At 71.1% G+C, this 20,356-nt stretch carries 22 protein-coding genes; 10 read left to right on the top strand and 12 right to left on the bottom strand.

Annotated elements, in window-relative coordinates:
• Positions 1-158: 158 nt before the first annotated feature.
• On the bottom strand, positions 159-695 hold the full coding sequence (locus PZC42_RS14415) for a CGNR zinc finger domain-containing protein (RefSeq protein ID WP_277212232.1): 537 nt from the start codon (positions 693-695) through the stop codon (positions 159-161).
• A gap of 26 nt (positions 696-721) precedes the next feature.
• Between PZC42_RS14415 and PZC42_RS14410 the strand changes: the two genes are divergently transcribed.
• Positions 722-946, top strand: coding sequence for a hypothetical protein (locus PZC42_RS14410; protein ID WP_277212231.1), 225 nt, complete (start codon positions 722-724; stop codon positions 944-946).
• A 31-nt stretch (positions 947-977) separates the two neighbouring features.
• Here the strand turns inward: PZC42_RS14410 and bla are convergent, their stop codons facing one another.
• The gene (bla, locus tag PZC42_RS14405; protein ID WP_277212230.1) at positions 978-1,916 is read right to left on the bottom strand and encodes a class A beta-lactamase; all 939 of its coding nucleotides are present in this window, start codon (positions 1,914-1,916) and stop codon (positions 978-980) included.
• A 93-nt stretch (positions 1,917-2,009) separates the two neighbouring features.
• Between bla and PZC42_RS14400 the strand changes: the two genes are divergently transcribed.
• Entirely contained in the window at positions 2,010-2,846 is an 837-nt protein-coding gene (locus PZC42_RS14400; RefSeq protein WP_277212229.1) for an alpha/beta fold hydrolase, read from the top strand.
• Positions 2,847-2,871: 25 nt separating this feature from the next.
• Here the strand turns inward: PZC42_RS14400 and PZC42_RS14395 are convergent, their stop codons facing one another.
• On the bottom strand, positions 2,872-3,624 hold the full coding sequence (locus PZC42_RS14395; RefSeq protein WP_306575108.1) for a GTP pyrophosphokinase: 753 nt from the start codon (positions 3,622-3,624) through the stop codon (positions 2,872-2,874).
• A gap of 350 nt (positions 3,625-3,974) precedes the next feature.
• Here PZC42_RS14395 and PZC42_RS14390 point away from each other — a divergent pair, with 350 nt between their 5' ends.
• The 5 genes from PZC42_RS14390 (at position 3,975) to PZC42_RS14370 (ending at position 9,213) form a co-directional block, all read left to right on the top strand.
• The gene (locus tag PZC42_RS14390) at positions 3,975-5,435 is read left to right on the top strand and encodes a pectate lyase family protein (protein ID WP_277212228.1); all 1,461 of its coding nucleotides are present in this window, start codon (positions 3,975-3,977) and stop codon (positions 5,433-5,435) included.
• A gap of 194 nt (positions 5,436-5,629) precedes the next feature.
• A complete protein-coding gene (locus tag PZC42_RS14385) occupies positions 5,630-6,724 on the top strand; it encodes a type I restriction endonuclease (RefSeq protein WP_277212227.1) in 1,095 nt (364 codons plus the stop codon).
• 141 nt (positions 6,725-6,865) lie between these two features.
• Positions 6,866-8,038, top strand: coding sequence for an epoxide hydrolase family protein (locus PZC42_RS14380; RefSeq protein WP_277212226.1), 1,173 nt, complete (start codon positions 6,866-6,868; stop codon positions 8,036-8,038).
• 103 nt (positions 8,039-8,141) lie between these two features.
• Complete coding sequence (locus tag PZC42_RS14375; protein ID WP_277212225.1) at positions 8,142-8,435, top strand: hypothetical protein; 294 nt, start codon at positions 8,142-8,144, stop codon at positions 8,433-8,435.
• A gap of 187 nt (positions 8,436-8,622) precedes the next feature.
• Positions 8,623-9,213 (top strand): hypothetical protein, encoded by a 591-nt coding sequence (locus PZC42_RS14370; protein WP_277212224.1) that lies wholly within the window; start codon positions 8,623-8,625, stop codon positions 9,211-9,213.
• Positions 9,214-9,410: 197 nt separating this feature from the next.
• Here PZC42_RS14370 and PZC42_RS14365 read toward each other — a convergent pair whose 3' ends face one another.
• Positions 9,411-10,337 carry an SDR family oxidoreductase gene (locus tag PZC42_RS14365; protein ID WP_277212223.1) on the bottom strand — a complete coding sequence of 309 codons (927 nt, stop codon included), beginning with the start codon at positions 10,335-10,337 and terminating at the stop codon, positions 9,411-9,413.
• 88 nt (positions 10,338-10,425) lie between these two features.
• Between PZC42_RS14365 and PZC42_RS14360 the strand changes: the two genes are divergently transcribed.
• A complete protein-coding gene (locus tag PZC42_RS14360; RefSeq protein ID WP_277212284.1) occupies positions 10,426-10,920 on the top strand; it encodes a low molecular weight protein-tyrosine-phosphatase in 495 nt (164 codons plus the stop codon).
• Here the strand turns inward: PZC42_RS14360 and PZC42_RS14355 are convergent.
• The 4 genes from PZC42_RS14355 to PZC42_RS14340 all read right to left on the bottom strand — a co-directional run bounded on the left by PZC42_RS14355 (position 10,917) and on the right by PZC42_RS14340 (position 14,814).
• Positions 10,917-11,999, bottom strand: coding sequence for an alpha/beta hydrolase (locus PZC42_RS14355; RefSeq protein ID WP_277212222.1), 1,083 nt, complete (start codon positions 11,997-11,999; stop codon positions 10,917-10,919). The two genes, PZC42_RS14360 and PZC42_RS14355, sit on opposite strands and share 4 nt — an antisense overlap.
• A gap of 50 nt (positions 12,000-12,049) precedes the next feature.
• Positions 12,050-12,853 (bottom strand): Nif3-like dinuclear metal center hexameric protein, encoded by an 804-nt coding sequence (locus tag PZC42_RS14350; RefSeq protein ID WP_277212221.1) that lies wholly within the window; start codon positions 12,851-12,853, stop codon positions 12,050-12,052.
• A 10-nt stretch (positions 12,854-12,863) separates the two neighbouring features.
• Positions 12,864-13,454 carry a DnaJ family domain-containing protein gene (locus PZC42_RS14345; RefSeq protein WP_277212220.1) on the bottom strand — a complete coding sequence of 197 codons (591 nt, stop codon included), beginning with the start codon at positions 13,452-13,454 and terminating at the stop codon, positions 12,864-12,866.
• 85 nt (positions 13,455-13,539) lie between these two features.
• On the bottom strand, positions 13,540-14,814 hold the full coding sequence (locus tag PZC42_RS14340; RefSeq protein WP_277212219.1) for a glycosyltransferase: 1,275 nt from the start codon (positions 14,812-14,814) through the stop codon (positions 13,540-13,542).
• On the opposite strand from PZC42_RS14340, the gene PZC42_RS14335 reads away from it, so the two are divergent.
• Entirely contained in the window at positions 14,771-15,940 is a 1,170-nt protein-coding gene (locus tag PZC42_RS14335; RefSeq protein WP_277212218.1) for a pyridoxal phosphate-dependent aminotransferase, read from the top strand. The genes PZC42_RS14340 and PZC42_RS14335 overlap by 44 nt on opposite strands.
• Positions 15,941-15,991: 51 nt before the next feature.
• Here the strand turns inward: PZC42_RS14335 and PZC42_RS14330 are convergent, their stop codons facing one another.
• The 3 genes from PZC42_RS14330 to PZC42_RS14320 form a co-directional block, all read right to left on the bottom strand.
• On the bottom strand, positions 15,992-16,777 hold the full coding sequence (locus PZC42_RS14330; RefSeq protein ID WP_277212217.1) for an ABC transporter ATP-binding protein: 786 nt from the start codon (positions 16,775-16,777) through the stop codon (positions 15,992-15,994).
• Positions 16,774-17,769, bottom strand: a complete 996-nt coding sequence (locus PZC42_RS14325) for a FecCD family ABC transporter permease (protein ID WP_277212216.1) — start codon at positions 17,767-17,769, stop codon at positions 16,774-16,776. The genes PZC42_RS14330 and PZC42_RS14325 overlap by 4 nt, the downstream gene beginning before the upstream one ends.
• Before the next feature lie 98 nt (positions 17,770-17,867).
• Complete coding sequence (locus PZC42_RS14320) at positions 17,868-18,917, bottom strand: ABC transporter substrate-binding protein (RefSeq protein ID WP_277212215.1); 1,050 nt, start codon at positions 18,915-18,917, stop codon at positions 17,868-17,870.
• A gap of 216 nt (positions 18,918-19,133) precedes the next feature.
• Between PZC42_RS14320 and PZC42_RS14315 the strand changes: the two genes are divergently transcribed.
• Complete coding sequence (locus PZC42_RS14315; RefSeq protein ID WP_277212214.1) at positions 19,134-19,964, top strand: rhamnogalacturonan acetylesterase; 831 nt, start codon at positions 19,134-19,136, stop codon at positions 19,962-19,964.
• A gap of 9 nt (positions 19,965-19,973) precedes the next feature.
• On the opposite strand, the gene PZC42_RS14310 is transcribed toward PZC42_RS14315, so the two are convergent.
• On the bottom strand, positions 19,974-20,321 hold the full coding sequence (locus tag PZC42_RS14310) for a CBU_0592 family membrane protein (RefSeq protein ID WP_277212213.1): 348 nt from the start codon (positions 20,319-20,321) through the stop codon (positions 19,974-19,976).
• Positions 20,322-20,356 lie beyond the last annotated feature (35 nt).

The raw sequence follows: 20,356 nt of genomic DNA, 5'->3' as shown, positions 1-20,356 counted from the left end.
AGGCCCGGAGTTGAGGCTTCCGACGCGGCTGCGGCGGTGGTAGGAGCGCGACCAGGCGGTCGACTGCCAGGGGACGGCCCTTCTCACCAAGCTGCAGTGAACATCACTGAACTACAGTGACGCCTGGCACGGCTCGCCCGGGAGCGGCGGGGCGCCACTCAGGTCTGTGCACGCGCCCGGTGCCGCCGGACCGCGGCCCGGTTGGCGCAGCGCACGGAGCAGTACCGCTGGCGTCCGTTGCGGGTGACGTCGACGACGACGGCGGTGCACGGGTCCCCGGGCGCGAGCCCGGCGGCGCAGCGGCCGAGGCGGTGCATGCCGCGGGTGGTGAGGTGCAGGGCGGTGCCGACGCTGATGACGGCGTGCAGCACGTGGGGCAGCGACTGGTCCTCGTCGCGGTAGTGCAGGTGCCAGCCCTCGTCGTCGTGGTCGGTGAGCCGGGGGTAGGCGGCGGCGTCCGCCAGCTGGGCGTTGAGCAGGTGGGCTCGTTCGCGGGGGTCCGTGGCGTCGACGACGGTGAGCCAGTCGTCGATGACGCGCCGGGTCCGCGGGTGGTCGTCGGGCGCCTCGGGGAAGGCCATCGTCATGCCGAAATCGCGCGTGCGGGCCTCGATCCCGGCGCGGGCGGAGGGCCAGTCGTCGGCCAGTGACGCGGCGAGGAGCACCGCGTACTCGCCGTAAGGGTTGAGATGCACAAGACCATGACACCACGCTGGATCCCATGACGACACTCGGGACCGACGACCACCACCGGCTCGCGACGCCGGCGACGCACGAGCACGGCTGGCTCGTGGAGTCGAGCCATGCCGTCTCGACGGGTCGCATCCTCTACGTGCGGTGCGCCGAGTGCGGCGTGCGTCGCGTCGACCACCAGGACCACCGCCGTCGTCCCCCGGAGCCGCTCAGCCGCGAGCTGCCGGGCCGGCCCGCTCGCACGAGAGGGTGAGGTCGTTCCGCGTCGCACGGACGGCGTCGCCCTATCGGAACTCGTCCAGGACGACGGCCGCGACCCGCTCGACAAGCTCGTCCTCGTACCCCGCGTCGGGATCCAGACGCTCGGTGAGGACCGTCAGCAGGACGGGCTCACGGCCCGGTGGGGTGACGAGCGCGACGTCGTTGCGGATCGCGCCCGCACCGCCGGACTTGTCCGCGACGCTCCAGCCGTCGGGAGCGCCGGCGCGGACCAAGGAGTCACCCGTGGCGTTCCCTGTCATCCACTCGACGAGCTGCGCGGCGTCCGCGGGCCCGAGCGCTCCGCCGTGCAGCAGGGCGTCGAGGTCGGCGGTGAACGCGGCCGGGGTGGTGGTGTCCTCGGTGCTCCCCGGCCCGACCTGGTTGAGGGCGGGCTCCGTCCTCGCCGGCGCGGTCGTCGTGTCGCCGATCAGCTCGAACGCGTCACGCAGACCGGAGGGCCCGCCGATGCGGTCGAAAAGGATGTTCGTCGCCGCATTGTCGCTCTCGCGCACGGCGGCCTCCGCGAGCTGGTCGAGGGTGAGCGCGTTGCCGACGTGCTCCCCGGTGACCGGGGCATGGCCGGCGGCGTCCACGTCCTCCTGCGACCAGGTCACCTGCTCGGTGCGCTGCTCGGCGGTGGTGGTCCGCAACAGCTCGGCGGCGAGGAACACCTTGACCGTCGACGCATAGCCCCACCGCTCGTGGGCCCTGTGCTCCGTCCGCGACCCGTCGCCGGTGTCGAGCGCGGCGACCCCGACGCGCGCGTCGAACTCCGCCTCGAGGGCCACCAGCGCGGCGTCGACGTCGCTCGTGGGCGCCGGAGTGCTCGTGGCCGACGGTGGAGGCTCGGTGGGCGGGCTCGCCGGAGCGCTCGACGTGGAGGTCGGCCCGGGGTTGCCGGTGCAGGCCGCCAGGCCCAGCACGGCGAGCGCGGCCAGGACCGGCCGGGCTGTGCGTCGCATCGAAGATCTCCTCGTTCACCGTGTCGTGCCGTGACCACCCGACGGTCTCATGTGCCCCAGGATGGGGCGACGGGCATCGACGGAAGGACCCGCATGACGGCACGGTACGAGATCGACCTGCCCGACGGACGCGTGCTGGTGGTACACGACTCGGGACCGGTCGGCCACGACCCCGCCGCGCCCGTGGTCGTGTGGCACCACGGCTCGCCGCAGTCCGGCGCGCTGCTGCCGCCCGTGGTGGAGGTCGCGGCCGAGCGCGGCCTGCGCGTGCTCTCCCCCGCGCGCGCCGGGTACGGCGGGTCGACCCGAGCGCCCGGGAGGTCCGTCGCGGGTGCCGCGACCGACGTCGGCCACGCCCTCGAGGCGCTCGGGGTGACCGGCTGCTACGCCGTCGGCGCCTCCGGCGGCGGGCCGCACGCTCTTGCGCTCGCCGCGGTGCGCCCCGACCTGGTGCGTGGCGTGACCTCCCTCGCGGGCCTCGCGCCGTACGACGGGACCGACGCCTGGTTCGTCGGGATGGCCGACGACGGCGCGCTGCGGGCCGCGCTCGGGGGGACGGGCGCCCGCGAGCGGTTCGCCGAGACGGCCGAGTTCGACGAGTCCAGCTTCACGGAGGCCGACTACGCGATGCTCGCGGGTCCGTGGGCCGCGCTCGGGGACGACGCCGGCCGGGCCGACGTGGAGTGGCCAGGTGGCCTCGTGGACGACGACGTCGCGTTCGTCCGGCCGTGGGGCACGGCGCTCGCGGAGGTTGCCGCGCCCGTGCTGGTGGTGCAGGGCGGCGCCGACCGGGTGGTCCCCCGGCATCACGCCGACCGGTTGCTGGCGGAGCTGCCCGCGGGTGAGCTGTGGCTGCGACCCCGCGACGGACACATCGGCGTGCTGGAGGCGTTGCCTGTCGCGCACGACTGGCTGCGCGCGCAGGGCTGAGGATGCCGGTCGACTCGCGGAGCGCTCAGGGGCCCTCGGATGGTCGGGGCTCCCGCGGGGACGGCCGGACCTCGTCGCGCAGCCGCTCCATGCGGGCGTCGAGCTCGGCGGCGACACGGCCGGCGTCCTCGATCTCCGCAGCCAGGTGCGCAGGCATCTCGGTGCGGTACTTGTAGAAGAGCTTGTGCTCCATGCTCGCCCAGAAGTCCATCGCGATGGTCCGGATCTGCAGCTCGACCGGAATCTGCTCGACGTGACGGGACAGGAACACCGGCACCTCGACGATGAGGTGCAGCGACCGGTAGCCGTTGGGCTTCGGTGCGGCGATGTAGTCCTTGGTGGTGAGGAGCCGGAGGTCCTCCTGCGCGCTGAGCATCTCCGCGATCCAGTAGACGTCCGAGACGAAGCTGCAGGTGATGCGGATGCCGCCGATGTCGCGGATCTCGGCTCGGATCGCCGGGACGGTGAGGTCCGTACCCTGCCGCAGCGCCTTGGCGAGCAGGCTCTCGGGTGACTTGAGCCGGGACCGGACGTGCTCGATCGGGCTGTAGTCGTGGATGCTCTCGAACTCCTGCCGCAGGATGTCGACCTTGGTCGAGACCTCTTCGATGCCGAACCGGTAGTAGAGGAGGAGCTGCGAGAACTCGACGCGCAGTTCGCGCAGCCGAGCCATCATCTCGTCCGAGTCCTCCGCGGCGAAGGGCGCGACGGCCGGGTCTGCTCCCAGCTGGGTCAGGACCTGTCGTTCGAACCAGTGCTCGGTGCTGTCGTCGCTCATCGATGGGTCTCCTCCACCCTCTGCCAACGACGACGGTGGCAGAGCGGTTCCCCCCTCGCACGGCGTCGCGAACAGTTGCTCGCGGACACTTGCAGAGCGAGAAACCGATCTCTAGCATGGGAAACCGGTTGCCGATGGAACCGGACTCATCTGGGCATGCCGTACCAGCGCTGGTGCGGCAGGCGACAGGGGCTCTTCGATGAGGCGGTGCGTCGTCCCGGGCAACGATGCCCGGGTCCGGAGACTCCGGCAGGATGCGCCGAACCGCCCGTAATGCCCGAATTCGATCACGAAGTGAGGCAGCGATGAGAAGGACAGCCGCAGTACGGCTCACGGCGGCAGGGGCCACGATGGCCCTCGCCGCAACGATGGGCCTCACCGCCCTGTGGATGGCGGACGCGCAGGCCGCGACCGGCAGCGCCACCGGATTCGCCACCCAGAACGGCGGAACCACCGGAGGCGCCGGCGGGCAGACCGTGAGGGCCACCACCGGCACGCAGATCCACCAGGCACTGTGCAGCAGGGCCAGCAGCAACACCCCGATCATCATCGAGGTGGAAGGCACGATCAACCACGGCAACACCAGCAAGGTCTCCGGCAGCAGCTGCAACACCGCTGCCGACGTGATCGAGCTCAAGGAGATCAGCAACGTCACGCTCGTCGGCGTGGGCCGCGGCGCCCTGTTCGACCAGCTCGGCATCCACCTGCGCTCCGCCGAGAACATCATCATCCAGAACGTGCACGTGCGGAACGTCAAGAAGTCCGGTTCGCCGACGTCCAACGGCGGCGACGCGATCGGCATGGAGAACAACGTCAGCAACGTCTGGGTCGACCACGTGACCCTGGAGGCGTCCGGTGGCGAGTCCGAGGGCTACGACGCGCTGTTCGACATCAAGGCGAACACCAAGTACGTGACCCTCTCCTACAGCATCCTGCGCAACTCCGGCCGCGGCGGCCTCGTCGGGTCCAGCGACACCGACACCAACAACGGCCCGATCACGTTCCACCACAACCTCTACGAGAACATCGACTCACGAGCGCCCTTGCTGCGCGCCGGCACCGCCCACACGTACAACAACCACTTCCGTCAGATCAACTCGTCCGGCATCAACTCGCGGGTCGGCGCCCGGGTGAAGGTGGACAACAACTACTTCGAGGACTCCAAGGACGTCCTGGGCACCTTCTACACGGACAAGGCTGGCTACTGGCAGGTCAGTGGCAACATCTTCGACAACGTCACCTGGTCCAGCCGCAGCAGCGACCACAACCCGGCCGGGCCGAACCCGACGTCGACGACCACGGTCGCCATCCCCTACGCCTACGCCCTCGACAACGCGAGCTGCGTACCGTCGATCGTCGCGGCCACCGCAGGCGCGAACAAGGGCCTGCGGGTCTCGGACGGCTCGTGCACGCCGCAGACGCCGGCCCCGACCGGTCCGCCCAGCGGCACCAACCTCAGCATCGGTGCTGGCTCGGACGGCTCGAGCAAGGCGAGCGGCACCAGCTATGGCGACGTCCGCGACGGTGACACCAGCACCTACTGGTCGCCGAGCGGTTCGACGGGCCGCATCTCGATCAAGTGGGGCTCCGGCACCACGGTCTCGCGGATCAACATCGTCGAGGCGGCGGGCGCCGTCGGGAACATCGGCTCGTGGCGCGTCGTCAACCACGACACGGGTGCCGTGCTGGCCTCGGGCAGCGGCGCCGGAGTGATCTCCTTCCCCGCGACCACGCTGAGCAAGATCAACTTCGAGATCCTCGGCTCCAGCGGGACGCCGAGGGTCGCAGAGTTCGAGACGTACGCCGGCTGACGGGTTCGTCACCGGCTGCGGCCGTGTGCCCCGTGGGCGTCCGGCTCAGGACGCCCACGGGGCCGACCTCTGTCCGGCACGACGCTGATCTCCTGCTCGGATTTCACCCGTGACAGTCGCTCGGGCCGATGGCGCCCTGCACCGACGGCAGTTAGGTTTGCTGGGGCGACAATGGTGTCTGATGAGGAGTACAGGTGGAGATCGGCGAGCGACTGGCGTCCTTGGCCACCAAGGTCCAGCAGCAGAAGGCGACCATCGAGACAGAGGAAGCGACGAAGAACGCGTTCGTCATGCCGTTCATCTCGTTGGTCCTGGGGTATGACGTCTTCAATCCCAACGAAGTCATCCCGGAGTTCACCGCGGACGTCGGGACCAAGCGGGGTGAGAAGGTCGACTACGCCATCGTCACCGGTGGCCAGCTGCAGATCCTGATCGAGGCCAAGGCCATAGGGTCGCCACTGAGCCTGAATCATGCGTCGCAGCTCTTCCGCTACTTCGCTACGACCAACGCGCGCATCGCGATCCTGACGAACGGACAGCACTTCCACTTCTTCACGGATCTCGATCGGCCGAACCGAATGGACGAGAAGCCGTTTCTTCAGCTCGACCTGCTGGACCTCGACGAGACCCTCGTTCCTGAGGTTCAGAAGCTGACGAAAGATGCCTTCGATCTCGACTCTGTCGTGAACGCGGCCGAGGAGCTCAAGTACATCGGCGCGCTCAAGAGAGTTCTCGCGACACAGTTCCGCGGTCCGGACGACGACTGGGTCAAGAGCCTCACCAACCGTGTCTATGACGGCTCCTTCACTCAGCGGGTCAAGGATCAGTTCCGCGTTCTCGTCCCGAAAGCGATGAATCAGTTTCTCGCCGACCAGGTGAACGATCGTCTCAAGGCAGCGCTCGGTGGACAGTCCTACACAGACACCGCTGCGGCCTCGATGACCGGTACTGAGGCCGCAGTTGAGAGCACTGCTGGGGCCGAGGCCTCCGACGACCGCGGGATCGAGACGACGCTCGAGGAGATCGAGGGCTACCAGATCGTCAGAGCCATCGCCTGCAGCGAGGTCGTGCCGGCACGGATCGTGCACCGCGACACCAAGAGCTACATGGGGATCCTGCTGGACGACAACAACCGCAAGCCGATCGCGAGACTGCACTTCAACACCGCGCAGAAGTACCTCGGACTCTTCGACGAGGACAAGACCGAGACCCGGCACCCGATCGACTCGCTCGACGAGATCTACGAGTACGCGGAGCACCTCCGCAAGGCGGTCCACCACTACCTTTAGCCCGCCGCCGCTGTAGCCCCCAGCCGTGGAGGCACCGAGATCAACGCCTACCTTGCTGTTCCGGAGCTCTCGTGCTTGGCGGCGTTGAAGCGTGCCTTCTTCTGACGGTTGCCGCCTGGTTCAGATGCCCCTGGAGGTCTCATGTCCACCGTGCACGCCTTCGAAGCCCATGCCACCGACGCCGACCTCGAGGATCTGCGCGCGCGGCTGGCTGCGGCGCGACTACCGGAGGCTGAGACGGTCTACCGCGCTGGGCCCAACCCTCGCCGGTGGGAGCAGGGCGTTCCGCTCGCCGACATCGTCGATCTCGTGGACTACTGGCGTACCGGGTACGACTGGCGGTCGTTCGAGGAGCGCCTTCATCGGATCGGCCAGTTCCGCACGACCATCGATGGACTGGGAATCCACTTCCTGCACCGCCGATCCGCGCGAGCAGATGCCACTCCTCTGATCCTGACGCACGGCTGGCCAGGCAGCATCGCCGAGTTCGTCGATGTGGTGGACGAGCTGGCAGACCCGCATGACGTCGACGTGCCGGCGTTCCACGTCGTGGCCCCGTCGCTCCCAGGCTTCGGTTACAGCGACAAGCCGGCTTCTACCGGGTGGGGCACCGAGAGGATCGCGGCCGCCTGGGTAGAGCTGATGGGCAGGCTCGGCTACGGCACGTTCGCAGCCCACGGCGGCGACTGGGGCGGCAACATCACGACCGTCCTCGGCGGCAGGTTCCCGCAGCACGTGCTCGGCATCCACACGACGTTCGCGGACGCGCCGCCCGGTCTGACCACGGACGGCCTGACGGCGGTCGAGCGCAGGTGGGCCGAGGAGACCCGCGGCTTCTACGCGGGCCCCCGCGGGGCGTACGCGAAGCAGCAGGCGACCCGACCGCAGACCATCGGCTACTCGCTCGTCGACTCACCGGTCGGGCTTCTTGCCTGGATCCTCGACAAGTTCGCCGAGTGGTCGGACACCGAGGACAGCCCGTTCGAGACGATCTCCAGAGACCGGGTCCTCGACGACGTCACCCTGTACTGGTTGACGCGGACCGGCGCGTCAGCGGCTCGCATCTACTACGAGAGCCACAGCTCGATGGACCCCGAGCTTCGCGTCGAGGTGCCGTCGGCCATCACCATGTACCCCCGCGACATCGAGAAGACCCCGCGCCCCTGGGCGCAGGAGCGGTACCGACAGATCGTCCGATGGAGGACGCCCGACGCCGGGGGGCACTTCCCGTCGCTGGAGGTTCCCGAGTACTTCGTCCAGGACCTGCAAGAAGGCCTCGCGGCAGTGCTGGCCGCCAGCGGTCGTCGGTCATGACGTCCCTGGGGGTGCAGAGCTCGCGAGACCCGGAGGTTGCACGCCGGTACCGCGCTTCGCCGTGAGGCGAACTGCCAGGGCGGCGACACTCTATGCTCGCGGCATGAGTGTGGAGAAGCCGTCGCCAGCCCGCCAGCCTGCCTTGACCAAGAGCTTCCTGAAGATCGCCGTGGTCGAGGGTGCCGTCCTCGTGGCGGCGGTCCTCCTGTTCGTCCAGGACGTGATCCCGTTCGGGTTGTTCATCGGTGTGATGGCCGCCTGCGTCGCGGGGTCGGGGATCGCGATCCTGCGGACGGTCCGGCAGGAGCAGGCGCGGCTCCGCGCGGAGGCAGAGGCGGAAGGTAGCGGCACGACCTCGGGCTCGACGATCGACCCCGCGAACCCGTTCACGAGCTAGCAACGCGCCTCACTTCGTCTGATGGTGGCGCACTCCGGGCTGAAGGGGTGACGGCACCGGGCGATGCGAAATCGTTGCCGTCCCGAGACGATTTCACCCTGTCGTGAAGCGTTTTTCGTCGGATAGGTTTCGGCGCGTGAGGCGCAACGGAGCGGGACCAAGGACGAACGGCCGACGTGTGGCGGTCGTGACCGCGGGCTGTGCGGCACTGCTGCTGGCAGGCTGCGCAGGTGCGGACGAGCCGGGTGCCGGCGAGGTCTCGGAGAGCCCCGCGGCGGACACGGCCCCGGCTGTCGAGAGCAGCTGCGGAGACGGTGTGGCCGTCGAGTGGCAGGGCACGCCGGACACCAAGGACATGTATACGGCGGTGGCGGTGGTCCGGGTGTCCGGCGCCGGAGAGACCACCGTGCGCAACGAGTGGACCCGCGGGGAGGCCGCCTCCGCGGTGGCCGGCGGCGGCGCGACCGAGCACCAGGAGGCGATGGTGCGGGACGCCGTCGCGGGCGGTCTCCTCGCGGTGACGGAGGTCCCGCGGATCGAGGAGTCCGACGAGCTGCTGGCGGACGTCGGCAAGGGCAGCTACGTGCTCTACGCCTACGCCGAGCGCACCACCGGCACCGTGACCGTCTCGTGCGGCGACGGCAGCGACGCGGTCGACGCGGACGTGACCTCGTTCGAGGAGATCGAGACGGACGTCGCCGACTGTGCCGCCTCGCCCGACCCCGTGACGGAGTATGTCGCCGCCGACGCCATCGCGGACTACTGCGGCCGGGCATAGAAGAACCCGCGGGGTGGAGTGGTCTCCTGCCGTGCTGGACGATGGCACGGCACCCGCGGGTCCCGGGTGGTCACGGGACTCAGCCCGTGACCACCTCGCTGGTCCGAAGAGTCTTCACTTCTCGGATCACCTCCTTTCGACGTAGCGATGACGCTATGCCCGACGGCGGTCCGTGCCAAGGGAATTACGCGCCCGGATCAGTCCGGCCCCGCCGGCTCCCGGGACAGCAGGTGCTCCCACTCGATCGGGTAGTCGTCGAGCCACTGCTCGAACGACCGCGCGGGGCGTCCGACCAGACGTGAGACGTCGTGCGACACGTGGGCCAGCTCGCCGGCCGCGATGGCGGTGTACGACGACACCCACCCGGCCAGCTCCACGTCGGTGGCACCGAGCGCGGCACGCGACGCGTAGGCCTCCTCCACGGTCTCGGCGTGGTACGTGATCTGCCGACCGGTCGCCAGCGTCAGCAGGGCCGCGACGTGCGTGAGGCTCAGCGCGATCGGTCCCGTCACGTCGTACGTGACGCCGTCGTGCCGGCGCGGCTTCTCGTCGAGCAGGACGGCGGTCGCGACGTCGGCGACGTCGTCGTGCGCCACCGAGGCCACGAGCCCGTCGCCTGCCGGTCCCCGGATGACGTCGTCGGGCCCGACGAAGCTTGCCAGCGCCTGGTGGTACAGGTTGTCGCGCAGGATTGTCCATCGCAGCCCGGTGCGGCGCAGGTGCTGCTCGGTGGCCCAGTGGTCCCGGGCGAAGGTGAAGACGGCGTTCGGTGCAGCTCCTACGAACGAGACGTACACGAGCCGCTCGACGCCGGCGGCGATGGCGGCGTCGATGGCCCCGGTCTGCACCGCGACCCGGTCGGCGGACTCCTTGGCGCTGACCAGGAACGCCGTCTGGACACCGTCGAACGCAGCGCGCATCCCTGCGACGTCCTCGTAGCCGTCAGCGGTCACGACCTCGCACTCCGGCAGCGGGCGGCCGTCGCTGAGCCGTGGCACGCGGGAGCGGTCGCGGACCACCAGCCGCTGGTGGGCGCCCTCGGCAGCCAGCCGGAAGGCGAGGCGCGAGCCCAGCCGACCGGTCGCGCCCGTCACTGCGATCAGACCGTCTGCGGACCACCTCATGCAGCCACGTTACGTGGACGGGAGCCGCCCCGCGCGTCTGCGGCCCTTCTGCGACCATGGGCGCGTGAGCTCAGCGACCTACCGTGTGATGACCGTCTGCACCGGCAACATCTGCCGGTCCCCCATGGCCCAGATCGTGCTGCGTGAACGCCTCGCGGACGCCGGACTCGACGATCGCGTCACTGTCGACTCCACCGGGATCAGCGACGAGGAGCACGGCAGCCCGGTCGATCCTCGCGCGCGCCGGGTGCTCGCCGGGCGCGGCTACCCGACCGGGGAGGGGCACAGGGCCCGTCAGGTCCAGGCCGACCAGCTCGCCGAGCGTGACCTGGTGCTCGCCATGACCGCCCAGCACGCCCGGGCGCTGCGGCGGCTCGCAAACGGTACAGAAGCGAACATTCGGATGTACAGGTCGTTCGACCCGGCTGCTCCTGCGGTGCCCGCCGGCGGCAGCGAGTCCGTCCTCGACGTCGAGGACCCCTGGTACGGCGACCTGGACGGGTTCGAGACGTGCCTCGCGGAGGTCGAGGCCGCCGCCGACGGCGTCGTCGCGCACGTGCGCGCAGCCCTCGGCGTCCGCTAGGCCGACCGGAAGCCGGCGAACCAGCGCCGCCACCCGCGCGGCTCGGGCGCGGGGGCCGGGGCAGGCGGGAGCGGCGGCACGTAGGCGCGGAACCAGCGCTCCGTCTCGAACCAGACATCGTCGCGTACCTCCGGTGACGACAGCGTCACGTCGTGCAGCGCACCCTCGATACGTGCCAGGGTCGACAGCCGGCCGAGCTGCGGGACGCGGGCGGCGACCCCCACCACGTCGAGCACCGTGTCGGTGCGCGTCATCTCGTCGGTCCAGCGCACCGGGGGCGTCGAGCGCGCCGAGAGGAGCACCAGGATCGGGACGTCGATCGACAAGCCGCGCGCGACCCTCTCGTGCCCCGAGAAGATCGCGGCCAGCCAGGCGGGCGTGATGCGCCACCCGTCGTCAGGGCGCCAGGCCGGATCGATGTCCCAGACCCCGTCCTGCCTCGAGGAGATGGTGCGGGCGTAGAAGCCCAGGTCGACGTTCACCAGGTTGCTGCGCGGTGCGATCGCGGCCTGCGCCCGGATGCTCGGTTCGAGCACCAGGCGGCCGACCTTCCGGGTCTGGAACTCCAGCCACGGGCTGTTCAGCACCAGCGCGTCCGCACGGCCCGGGCGATGGTGCGCCCACAGGCTGAGGACGAGTCCCCCGGTCGAGTGGCCCATGAGCACCAGCCGGCGGCCCGTGCCGCCCCCCGCCCCGTGCCCGATCACGGTCAGCGCCGCCTCGACGTCCTCGTCGTAGGTGCGCAGGCTCGTGACGAACCCGGGCGTGTGGTGCGGGCGCAGGCTGCGGCCGTACTTGCGCAGGTCCAGGGCGTGGAACCGCACGCCGAGCCCCTCCCAGAAGTCCGCCAGGTGAGTCTGGAAGAAGTAGTCCGTCCAGCCGTGGACGTAGAGGAGGTCGATGCCCGCGTCGTCGGGCGGCGGGACGTCGCGGCGCCGACGCACGAGCGTCGCGACGACCTCGCCCTCGAAGTCCGGGCCCAGCTCGAGGGTGCGCTGCTCGAAGCCGTCCAGGATGTCGGGCACCCACGCCCCCGCCGCCGTCGGCTCGGGCGTGGTGGCAGGAGCGGGTTCACGCATGCCGGAAACGTAGGCTCCGCGACGGCCGGGCGCGACCGGGCGGCCCCACCTCATGCCGTGGTGAGGAGATCGGGTGTCGGCAGGAACGTCACGGGCAGCTCCGGGACGACGGTGCGCAGCAGGTCCGCGAAGAGTCGCATCCCGGCCTGCTCGCTCGGCACGTGGCCGGCGACGACGAGTCCCGTGCCGTCGAGGTGTGCGAGGTCCGTCGCGTACGAGCCGGTCTCCCACTCGTGCGCCTCCCCCACGACGACGGCGTCCACCTCCGCCGCGCGCAGCAGCGCCCGGTTGCGGGCGAACCCGCGGAATCCCAGGTCGAGCCCCACCCGGCGGACCGTGCGGTGCGGGTCGCCCGCGTACCGCACCTGGGTCGAGCCGAGCGCCGCCGCGACGTGCCGGGCCAGCGCCAGGACCGTCGTCGGGCGGACATCGCACCGGGCGACACCCTCGGCCGCCGCGTCCGGGTCCAGCGCCCAACCGAGCGCGCGGGCGGTGCCCTCGTCGATGCCGTCGGGGCGTCGGTCGTGCCAGGCGTCGTGCACCCGCCAGACCGCGAGGCCGTGCGCACGGACGAAGGCAGCCTTGGCAGCGTGCACCGGGTCCTGCTCGCGGGCGAGCTCCGCCGTCGACGCGCCCTGGTGGTCGTAGAAGAGCGGTTCGTGCGTCACGACGACGTTCGCACCGGCTGTCACCGCCCTCTCCAGGACCTCGAGCGTCGCCAGGGTCGTCACGGCCACGCCGCGCACCACGGCGGACGGCTCCCCCGCGTCCAGACCGTCGACCGTGGTGGGGCGCGCGGGGACATCGAGCGCCGCCGTCGTCCGCGTCATCAGGTCGGCGACGGTGCAGGTCATGAGAGCGAGACTACCGACGGCGCTGACGCCAGCGAGACACCTCACGTTCGACGTCGCGGGTCGGGGTCACGACCGGCGGTCCCCCGGTGAGCTGGCGGCGGGCGTCGATCACGCGCGCGTTGAAGTCGGCGACGATCTCGCGGACGCGGCGCTCGTCGTGCTCACGGTCCAGGGTCTCGTCCAGGGCGGCGTGCTCGGCGCGGAGCTGCGCGGCCGGCAGGACGCCGGTGATCTGCTCCCGCTCGACCAGGCTCTTCAACCACCAGTCCGGGTCGTGCGTGCCGCCGATGCCGGGCAGCGGCTTGCCCTGCATCGGGAGGTCGTCGAACTCGCCGCGACGGATCGCCTGGTCCACCACGGTGTCGACCCACAGGGCGCGGTCGTCCATGCGGCGCCGCGGAGGCGCGGTCGACTCGTCCGAGGTCTCGGTGCCCGTGGCGCCGCGCTCCTCGGCGGCATCCGTCGGCGCGCCCCCGTGCTCGGCGCGCTCGCGGTCGACCTCACGGTCCACGCGGTACTGCGCGGCCCGGCGGGACGGGTCCTGTGCGGCCGCGTGACCGTCGCGCTCGGGGTCCTGGGGCTCACGGAGGTGGGCTGCCATGGGCCTTACGCTACCGAGCGCGCGGCGACGCCATGAGGACGACGACGGGCGTGGCGTCGTCAGGAGGCAGGCAGGTCTCGGCAACTCACGGCACGTCGATGGTCGGTTCGCCCGCCCTGGGTCGTGGGCACCAGGGCGTACATGACGCAGTCTTGGCGAGGGCTTCCAGGCGTCCGACGATGGTCGAGGGCCTCGGGAGCGCGAGAGCTTCCAGCCGGAGCGCCTCCACACGACGCTTCACCGACTGGTCGGCGCGAACGTTGGTGATGGCTTGAGCAATGGCGTCAGCGCTCGCCGTCAGGGGATCGAGGACGTGTCCCAGGCCCAAGTCCCGAACGCGGGCAGCGGTGAAGGGCTGATCGGCCCCCATCGGGAAGACGATCTGGGCGGCGCCGCCGAGCACGGACCTGACGAACAGTCCGCTGCCTCCGTGGTGGAGCACGATGTCGGCGCGTGAGAGCGCTGCGTCGAGGTCGATGTACTGCTCTACCCGCACGTGTGAGGGCTGGGGCCCGAAGCGGGCGGGATCCAGGTCCCGCCCGACGGCGACGGTCGCCGGCGTTCCGGTTCCGTCCAGCGCGGCCAGGATCCGGTCGAACAGGTCGCCAGACTCGGTGTTGAACTCGGTCCCGAGCGTGGCGACGACGTACGGCTCGGTGCGGGGGTCGCGTCCAGGCTCGGGACGTACCCACGGGGCATCATCGGGTGCGGGAAAGCGCGGGTCACGCATGGTCGGCGCGAACGGGACGACGAACAGGTCGCCGCGCGGGCGGATCGGCATCGGCATACCCAGCTCCAGGCGTAGTGCCTCCAGCGCGCCGGTGAGCCGGTTCGGCCGGACGAGAGCTCCGGAGACGATGACCGCCACGACGGCGACGGGCACACCCGCTCTCTGAGCGGCGGCCATCGCACCGAAATCGACCTCGTCGCACACCACCAGGTCGACGCCAGACAACTCACTGCTGACCGATGCCGCCGCACGCTGCGCGGCCTCGCCCGCGAAGTAGCGCTCGACGACGGACAGCTCGTGCTCGATGTCGACCGGGGCAAGCGGTGCGATCGCGTCAGCGAAATGGGCTCGTCGATCCGGCACGGCCGCAATCCGCCGGTAGACCCCGGCCGGCGCAGCAGCCGCCGCCGACTCGCGCCCCACCAGCGTGAGCTCATGGCCAGCCTCGGCGAGGGCGACGTGCAACGGGAGCTGGGGCACAAGATGACCAGCACCACCAACGAACGAGCAAAGGATGCGCACCGGTCGACAGTAGCCAATCCCTCGCCGCGCCGAGCAGCGGCCGATGCCGGGCATGATGGGTGGCATGAAGGTCTCGCGCCGCAGCCAGGTCCCGCCGTTCGCCGTCATGGAGGTGCTCGCCGCCGCCAACGCCCGCCGGGCAGCCGGCCACGACGTGCTCAACCTCTGCGCCGGCGAACCGTCCACCGGTGCCTCCGACGTCGTGCGCGAGCGCGCCGCGGACCTGCTGCGCAGAGCGGACCTCGGCTACACGGAGGCGCTGGGGGTGCCCGCGCTGCGGGCTGAGATCGCCGGGCACTACCGCCGCTGGTACGACGTCGAGGTCGACCCGGCCCGCATCGCCGTGACCACCGGATCGAGTGGCGGGTTCGTGCTCGCCTTCCTGGCGGCGTTCGACGTCGGTGACCGGGTCGCGCTCGCCCGCCCGGGCTACCCGGCGTACAAGAACATCCTCGCGGCGCTCGGCTGCGAGGTGGTCGAGCTCGACTGCGGGCCCGAGACCCGCTACCAGCCGACCGTCTCCCAGCTCATGGAGGCCTACTACGGCGGCGGGCTCGACGGCGTGGTCGTGGCGTCGCCCGCCAACCCGACCGGGACGATGATCGCCCCGGCCGAGCTCGACGCCGTCGCGCGCTGGTGCGCCGAGCACGAGGTGCGGCTGATCAGCGACGAGATCTACCACGGCATCGCCTACAGCCAGGACGTCCAGCAGGCGACCGCCGCGACGTACACGGACCGCGGCGCCGTCGTCGTGAACTCGTTCTCCAAGTACTGGGCGATGACCGGCTGGCGGCTCGGGTGGCTGGTGCTCCCCGACGAGCTGGTCGGCCCCGTCGACGCGCTCGCCGGGAACGTCGCCCTGTCTCCCCCGGCCCTGGCCCAGCATGCCGGGATCGCGGCGTTCTCCGCCGAGGGCTACGCCTCCGCCGCGGCGAACGTCGAGCGCTACGCGACGTCGCGCACCGCGCTGCTCGACCGGGTGGACGAGCTCGGCTGGCGACCGGTGGCCCCGGCCGACGGCGCGTTCTACCTCTACGGGAACGTGGCCCGGTTCGGCATGGACTCCGTGACGTACTGTGCGCGGCTGCTGGCCGAGGCCGACGTCGCGATCACACCGGGCACCGACTTCGACGGCGAGCGGGGCCGCGACTGGGTCCGGCTGTCCTTCGCCGCGGCCCCGGACGTCGTGGCGCGCGCCGTCGACCGGATCGTGGCCTGGCAGGCCACGCTCTGAGTCCAGACCTCGGTGTCAGGCCGGGGGCGACGCATCCGCCCACGCCGGCTGTCAGACCGTCTGCTGCTCCGTCCGGGTGTGCGGCCGGAACCTGACCGTCGGTCGCCCCGAGTCGTCCCGGCCGACGTCGGCGGTCACGCCGTACACGTCCGCGATCAGTGCGGGGGTGAGCACCTCGGCCGGGGTGCCGGCGGCTACGACCTGCCCGCCGCGGAGCACGAGGATGCTGTCGCAGAACATCGCGGCGAGGTTCAGGTCGTGCAGGGCGACGATCGCCGTCAGCGGGAGGTCCGCGACGAGCGCGAGGATTTCGAGCTGGTGGCGGATGTCGAGGTGGTTCGTCGGCTCGTCGAGCAGCAGCTCGCGGGGCTCCTGCGCGAGAGCCCGGGCGATGTGCGCGCGCTGGCGTTCCCCTCCGGACAGCGTGAGCCACGGGCGGTCCGCCATCTCGACGAGTCCGACGCGCTCGAGGGCGGCCTGGACGGCACGCTCGTCGTCCGGCGAGTCCCCGCCCCAGACCGGGCGGTGCGGCGTGCGTCCCAGCCGGACGACGTCGCGCACCGTGAGGTCGGAGTCCGTGACGGTGTGCTGGGTGACCGTCGCGACCGCGCGGGCGATGTCACGGCGCCGGAGGGTGCCCAGGTCGGCGCCGTCGAGGGAGACGGCGCCGGCGGTGGGCCGGGCGGTCCCGTGGAGGAGTCTCAGCAGCGACGACTTCCCGGACCCGTTCGGTCCGAGCAGCCCGATCGTGTGGCCGGCCTCGGGGAGCAGCGAGACCCCGTCGACGACGAGCGCGCCGCCCCGCCGCCACGAGACCCGGTCTGCGTGGAGCGTCATGTCCGCAACCTCCGGCGTCCCAGCAGGACGATGAACGCGGGTACCCCGACGAGGGCGGTCCCGACGCCCACGGGCAGCGGCGTCGGGGCGAACGCGACGCGCGAGCCCGCGTCGACCCAGACCATGAAGATCGCCCCGATGATCGCCGTGGCCGGGATGACGCGCGCGTGCCGGTGCCCGAACAGGAGGCGTGCGGCGTGCGGGAGCACCAGCCCCACGAAGCCAATCGCGCCGGCCACGCTGACCAGCGTCGCGGTGAGCAGCGCCGTCAGCACGAGCAGGACCGCGCGTGTCCGCGTCACGTGGATGCCGAGCGAGGCGGCGACCTCGTCGCCGAACGCGAACGCGTCCAGCGTTCGCGCGGACAGCAGGCAGACCAGCGTTCCGGCCACGACCACCGTCACGCAGAGCGTGACGTCGTCCCAGCGCATGCCTTCGAGCGATCCCAGGAGCCAGAACATGACGCCGCGGGTCTCGTCGGAGTCGGCGAACGCGAAGACCATGAGGGAGGTGAGCGCGGAGAACAGCTGGGTGCTCGCCACCCCGGCGAGCACGATGCCGGCCACACCGCCGCGCGCGAACCGCGCGATCACCAGGACGAGCGCGAACGCGACGAGCGCGCCGACGAAGGAGCCGCCCGACAGTCCGAGCGCTCCCCCGCCGAGCCCGAGCACGCCGACGGCGACGGCACCCATCGACGCGCCGGAGGAGATTCCCAGCACGAACGGGTCGGCGAGCGGGTTCCGCAGCAGCGACTGCAGGATCACACCGCACAGCCCGAGCCCGGCGCCGCATGCCGCGGCGACGAGCGCGCGCGGCAGACGCTCCTCCCACACGATCGCATCCTTCGACGGCCGGACGGGGATCTCGGCCAGCCCGAGGTGGTTCAGGAGGATGTCGCGGATGTTCACCAGCGACACGTCGGCGGGTCCGAGAGTGATCGCGACCCCGACCGACAGGGCGAAGACGACGACGCCGGCGAGCGTGAGCATGCCGGCGGCGACGAGCCTGCGCGATGCGATCCGGCTCGTCCGCGCGCGGTCCGGTCGCGGCGCGGGTGCTCGGGTGCCGGGCGGGGCGGTTGCCGTGCTCAGAGCTCCTCCTCGTGCTCGACGTGCCAGGCCTTGATCTTCTCCAGGGCGTCGACGAACCGGATGGACGGGTTCATCTCGGCTCCGTGCAGGGCGATGAAGCGCTCGTTGCGGACGGCGTCCAGCGTCCGGGTGAGCGGGTCGTTCGTGAGGAAGTCGATCTTGTCGTCGAGCCGGTCACCCGGGAAACGGTCCCGCTGGAGGTCACCGAGGACGAGGATCTGGGGATCGGCGTCGGTGACGCTCTCCCAGCTCACGGCGGGCCAGTCGTCGTCCAGGTCGGCGAAGACGTTCGTCGCGCCTGTGGTGGAGGCGAGCAGCGCCGCGGAGCCGAACCTGCCGGCGACATAGGGCGTCTTGGTGTCGGCGAACCAGAACGCCATCGTCCGGCCGTCGAGGTCGAGGCCCTCCAGCGCGGCGTCGGCGCGTGCCTGGAGCGCGGAGACGAGTACCTCACCGCGGGCCTGCACGTCGAAGATCTCGGCGAGCTGTCGGATCTCGTCGTACACGGCGTCGGGGGTGAGCGGCGTCGTCCTGGTGCCTCCACCGTTGACGCTGGTGCCGTTGTCGCAGTCCGTCGGGGACAGGTACGAACGGACAGCCGTCTCGTCGAGGCGGTCGCGCGTGACGACGCCGCCCTCGGTGAAGTGGCGCCCGAAGGACGCCGTGACGAGGTCCGGGTCTGCTCCGAGCAGCACCTCGTACGTCGGTGCGTTGTCGGCCAGGCGCGGAACCTGGTCGTTCGCCGCGGCGAGGGGTTCGAGGACCGGGTCGGTCCACGACGCCGTCCCCACCATGCGGTCCTCGAGGCCGAGCGAGAGCAGGATCTCCGTGGAGTTCTGGTCCAGGGAGACGACCCGTTGCGGGGCGGACTCGATGGAGACCTCGTGCCCGCAGTTCTCCAGCACCACCGGATACTCGGTGCGACCTTCGCCGCTGGTACCAGGTTGGTCCGTCGCGACCACCTCCGACGCGCCGCACCCGGCGAGGGTGACCAGGGCGACCGCGGTCAGTGCAGCGCTGAGCGGGCGAGAACGACGCGAAAGCACAAGTACTCCTTGCTGTCCGGTGCCCCGTGACGACGGGGTCCTCCGTCGTGATGACGAAGGCCAGGCAAGGATAGCCTGCCCTTACCCTTGTGGAGACCGCGACCGCCTTCGGTCGCTCCGGCCGGTGAATGCGCAGGTCGTTGCCTCGGCGTGCTGTATCCCGCTACGGTGGCAATCGCTTTCCCCCGTTCCCGAGGACGAGAGGCAACGACGCCCATGACCACCTCGCACCATGTCACCCGCAGGAGCGTGCTCGCCGGCCTGGCGGGCATCCCGATCGCCGTGGCGACCGCGCAGCAGGCAGCCGCCCGCGAGCCCGGCGCGGCACGTTCGTGGACGCACCGGACGATCTTCGTCGCCGGTGACTCCACGGCCGCGCCCAAGGGTGCCGCGAGGGCACCCGAGACCGGCTGGGGGATGGCGCTGCCGTTCTACCTCGCCGACCGGATCGCCGTGGCGAACCACGCGCGGAACGGCCGGAGCTCGAAGAACTTTGTGGACGAGGGTCGCCTGGACACCATCCTCGCCGAGCTCCGCGCGGGCGACGTGCTCCTGGTCCAGTTCGGGCACAACGACCAGAAGACCGACGACCCGGTGCGACACACCGAGCCGTGGTCCACCTACCAGGAGTACCTGACGCGCTACCTGGACGGCGCTCGTGAGCGGGGCGCGGTTCCCGTGCTCGCGACCTCGGCGGAGCGGCGGCGCTTCGACGCGGCCGGCAACGCCACGTCGAGCCACGGCGAGTACCCGGACGCGATGCGTGCCCTCGCTGTGCGCGAGGGGGTGGCGCTCGTGGACGTGCAGCGCGAGTCGCTCGCCCTGTGGCAGGAGCTCGGTCCCGACGAGACGACGAGGTACTTCCTCCACACGGACGACGGCCGGGTCGACAACACGCACTTCAACACGCCGGGTGCGGCCGCCGTCGCGCTCATGGTGGCTCGCGGTCTCGTCGGGTCCGGGGTGCTGCAGCGCGGTGACGTGCGCCGGCTCGGGGAGGTTCCGGACCCGTCATGGTTCACCTGGCTGCCGCGGGACCCGGCGTAGCCGGCAGGGCTAGCGGATCGCGGCGGGGACGCCGACGGCGAAGTGCTCGACGTCTGGCTCGGCCGGCGCGACCTCGACCCGCGTCACCTGGGGGCGGCCCGCGCGGCGGGCGCGGACGATCACGAGGATCGCCTGCGCGCCGATGACCATCCAGGCAACGTTCGCGGCCAACGAGGGCCACACGCCGTTGACCGCGGCCACGAGGGAGAGCATCGACATCGCGCAGATGTTGGCGGCCTGGAACTGGATGGAGTCGGCCGCCCAGCGGCCTCGGGAGACCTGGTAGTAGGCGACGAGGCCGACGATGGCGCCGACCCAACCGAGAGCGGTGACCACGGACAACAGGTACGGCAACATACGAGCCTCCTCACGGGGGGTTTCAGGTGGGGGTG

The organism is Isoptericola croceus (assembly GCF_029382255.1).
Classification (GTDB): Bacteria; Actinomycetota; Actinomycetes; order Actinomycetales; family Cellulomonadaceae; genus Isoptericola; species Isoptericola croceus.
Note: the sequence above shows the minus strand (reverse complement) of the source record. Positions and strands in the feature narration are given on the sequence as shown.